This window comes from Acinetobacter uliginosus (genome assembly GCF_044130295.1).
Lineage (GTDB): Bacteria > Pseudomonadota > Gammaproteobacteria > Pseudomonadales > Moraxellaceae > Acinetobacter.
Map to the genome: position 1 here is coordinate 1 of NZ_JBIQOC010000126.1, position 458 is coordinate 458.

A 458-nucleotide genomic window follows, 5' to 3' on the forward strand; every position below is an offset into this window, starting at 1 on the left:
ACGTTTATTACAGAACAGGTAAGCACAATGCGGTTTGATTGAGCCAAAGGCTTTCATAATCTGCGCCATGGCCGTATCCATACCCGCACGCATGTCCATGGGCTGAGTAGATAACCAGATTTCATCAATGCGGATCATGTTGCAAGTGCCTTGAGTAATTCTGCCAAGGCAGGTATTTCTGATGTCTGCCATTTTAGCTGAATATCATTATTCGTATGAGGCACGGTGATACACAACGTGATCCTCTCATCCATAGGTTGGCTGATTGCAGCAGTGTAAGGCAAAGCAATAAATGCTGGATTCACATGAGTAGGATCCTGCACGGCACCATCATGATGGCTGAAGATCCTGATCCAACGACTGACAAGGTTGGCATTAATACTATGTTGCAGTGCGACCGAAGCGATCGAGGTATTAGGATTTTTGCAGGCATTGACAATACTGAGTTTGAATTCTTT

The 458-nt window shown here is 44.8% G+C and carries 2 protein-coding genes; both read right to left on the reverse strand.

Going from position 1 to position 458, the window contains the following annotated elements; all coding sequences use genetic code 11:
- On the reverse strand, positions 1-192 hold a 192-nt coding region (gene tnpB, locus ACE01T_RS16620), incomplete at its 3' end, for an IS66 family insertion sequence element accessory protein TnpB (RefSeq protein ID WP_395519709.1).
- A partial coding sequence (locus tag ACE01T_RS16625; protein WP_395519710.1) for a transposase occupies positions 135-458 on the reverse strand: 324 nt, incomplete at its 5' end. The genes tnpB and ACE01T_RS16625, both read right to left, overlap by 58 nt.